At 66.6% G+C, this 2,823-nt stretch carries 3 protein-coding genes; 2 read left to right on the forward strand and 1 reads right to left on the reverse strand.

Going from position 1 to position 2,823, the window contains the following annotated elements; all coding sequences use genetic code 11:
* Window positions 1-76 precede the first annotated feature (76 nt).
* Entirely contained in the window at window positions 77-862 is a 786-nt protein-coding gene (gene yaaA / locus AC1RWI_RS37825; RefSeq protein WP_253932713.1) for a peroxide stress protein YaaA, read from the forward strand.
* A 91-nt stretch (window positions 863-953) separates the two neighbouring features.
* Window positions 954-2,096, forward strand: coding sequence for a M14 family metallopeptidase (locus AC1RWI_RS37830; protein WP_492870865.1), 1,143 nt, complete (start codon window positions 954-956; stop codon window positions 2,094-2,096).
* 82 nt (window positions 2,097-2,178) lie between these two features.
* Here AC1RWI_RS37830 and AC1RWI_RS37835 read toward each other — a convergent pair.
* Window positions 2,179-2,823: BspC domain-containing protein (locus AC1RWI_RS37835; protein WP_492870866.1), on the reverse strand; the 645-nt coding region annotated here is incomplete at its 5' end.

A 2,823-nucleotide genomic window follows, 5' to 3' on the forward strand; every position in this document is an offset into this window, starting at 1 on the left:
GGGAATTGAGGGGTACTGCGGTGGAGTCGGGGTGCATTCGTTACAATCTGGCCTTTGTGTTTGCCGCGATTTTGCCATGCTCATCGTCTTGTCCCCTGCCAAGTCGCTCGACTACGAGACGCCCCCGCGTCTGAAGACCCATACGCTGCCCCGTTTCATCGACCGTTCGGCGGTGTTGATCGAGCGTCTGCGCAAGCTCGCGCCGCAGGATATCGGAGCGCTGATGGACATCTCCGACAAGCTCGCGGTGCTCAACGCCACCCGCTACGGCGACTGGTCGCCGGAATTTACCGCGGCCAACAGCAAGCAGGCCGTGCTCGCCTTCAACGGCGATGTGTACGAGGGGTTCGACGCATCCAGCCTGTCGGACGATGACCTTGGCTTTGCGCAGAAGCATGTGCGCATCCTGTCCGGCCTGTACGGCGTGCTGCGCCCGCTCGACTGGATGCAGCCCTACCGGCTGGAGATGGGCACGCGCCTGGACAACGTGGCGGGCAAGGATCTCTATGCGTTCTGGGGCGATGACGTCACGCAGTTGCTCAACGATGACTTCAAGGCGCAGAAGGCAGAAGGCAGCCCGGCCCTGGTCAACCTGGCCTCCGAGGAATACTTCAAGGTGGTGCGTCCCAAGGTGCTCGGCGCCAGGATCGTCACGCCGGTGTTCGAGGACTGGAAGGGCGGCCGCTACAAGATCATTTCCTTCCACGCCAAGCGGGCGCGCGGCTTCATGGCCCGCTACGCGGTGACGCATCGCATCACCGAGCCGGCCAAGCTCAAGCGTTTCGCCGAGCATGGCTACGCCTTTGATGCCGCAGCATCCGACGATGCCCGCTGGGTTTTCCGCCGCCGCCTGGAAGACTGACGCACGCTCCGGCTACGCCCTATCGCCCCCGAACCCAGCGCCAGGGATGGCCCGCAGGCATCCCGGCACGAACCCTCCGAGACGCCACATCATGAGTTCAGCCCTGCATATTTCCGCCAGCTTCGATTCGGGCGCCATTGAAGTCGAATCGCTTGCGCAGGCAAGCGACATCCGCCTGCGCATCCGGGCCGACTCGCATGCAGCGTTCCGCCAGTGGTTCCATTTCCGGCTCCAGGGCGCGGCTGGCCAGGCATGCCGCCTGCAGTTCCTCAATGCCGGCGACTGCACCTACCCCGACGGCTGGCGCGGCTACCAGGCCGTGGCCTCCTATGACCGCGCGCACTGGTTCCGCGTGCCGACCAGCTTCGACGGCAGCACCATGACGGTGGCCTTCACGCCCGAGCATGACAGCGTGTGGCTAGCCTACTTCGAGCCGTACTCGGAGGACCGCCACCTCTCCCTGCTGGCCACTTGCCAGCGTTCGTCGCTGGCGCGGCTGTCGCACCTGGGCAGCACGGTGGACGGCCGCGACATGACCGCGGTCACGGTCGGCACGCCAGGCGACGGCAAGAAGGCCATCTGGATGATCGCGCGCCAGCATCCCGGCGAATCCATGGCGGAATGGTTCTGCGAGGGTGTGCTGCAGCGCCTGACGGGCACTGGCATGTGGGCCGGCGACCCGGTGGCGCGCCGCCTGCTGGAGCGCGCCGTGTTCCATATCGTGCCGAACATGAACCCCGACGGCTCGGCGCGCGGCAACCTGCGCACCAATGCGGCTGGCGCCAACCTCAACCGCGAATGGATGGCCCCCAGCGAGCAGACCAGCCCGGAGGTGTATTACGTGCGCCGTGCCATCGAAGCCACCGGCTGCGACATGTTCTTCGATATCCATGGCGACGAAGGCCTGCCCTATAACTTCGTCGCGGGCAGCGAGATGCTGCCCGGCTTTACCGAGGTCCAGAAGGCTGAGCAATTGCGTTTCATCGACGCGTTCAAGCGCGCCACGCCGGACTTCCAGGATGTGCACGGCTACGCCGCCAGCAAGTACAACCAGGATGCGCTCAAACTGGCCTCGAAGTACATCGGCCATACCTTTGGCTGCCTGTCGCTGACGCTGGAGATGCCGTTCAAGGACAATGCCGACCAGCCCGATCCGGCGGTGGGCTGGAATGGCGCGCGTAGCGCCTTGCTGGGCGCTGCGATGCTGCAGGCGGTGCTGGCGCAACTGGGCTGAGGATGTCCCGGGCACCTGGCCGCCGCTTGGACTGGCCAGGTGCAGGGCGGCCCCATGCGGGGCCGAAGCGCCCGGGCGGGCCTCAGTGCGGCTTCTTGGTGGTCGACTTGCCGGTGGTGGCCTTGCTGGTCTTGGCGCTGCTGCTCTTGGCCGTCGATTTGCTGCTGCTCGACTTGGACGAGGAGGTCGACTTGGTGGCCTTGCCGGAGCCGGACTTGCTTGCCTTGCTGCCCTTGTGGCCCTTGCTGCTGGTGGCCTGGCGCGTATTGCTGGCGCCGCTGCTGCGCACCGCGGGCGCTGCCGCCGGCTCGCTGATGACGGTGCCGCTGCCATCGAGCAATTCATAGGCCAGCATCATGCCGTCGGCATAGCCGCAGCGCACCTTGACCGGTTCCCACAGGGCTTCGGCGTGGCGCTTGTGGGCGGTCGCGGAAAATGTCACCACCGAGCTGACCGGTACCGCTTGCTTGCCCTGTGAGAAGCGGCCGTCCCATGGCTCGACGGTCGCCTGGCCGGCGCCGAGCGCGCCGGTGGGGATCTTCAGGGCGTCGTAGGTGGCCGAGCGGGGCACGACCCAGCTGGCGTGCGCGGCGCAATCGGCCACATCCGCGCTGGCGTTCTCGGTCCGCATCAGTTGCTCGCGCATTTGCGCACGGTACTCGGCCAGGCTCACGCGGCCTTGCGCGGGCAGGGTCACGGTCTTGGTGGGCGGCGCGGCGGTGGCGGG

The sequence above is a fragment of the Cupriavidus sp. MPR-AND1C genome (assembly GCF_058809705.1).

Bases quoted from the DNA above. Each gene is read 5' to 3' on its own strand.
- yaaA (WP_253932713.1), top strand. From the start codon at position 77: ATGCTCATCGTCTTGTCCCCTGCCAAGTCGCTCGACTACGAGACGCCC.
- AC1RWI_RS37830 (WP_492870865.1), top strand. From the start codon at position 954: ATGAGTTCAGCCCTGCATATTTCCGCCAGCTTCGATTCGGGCGCCATT.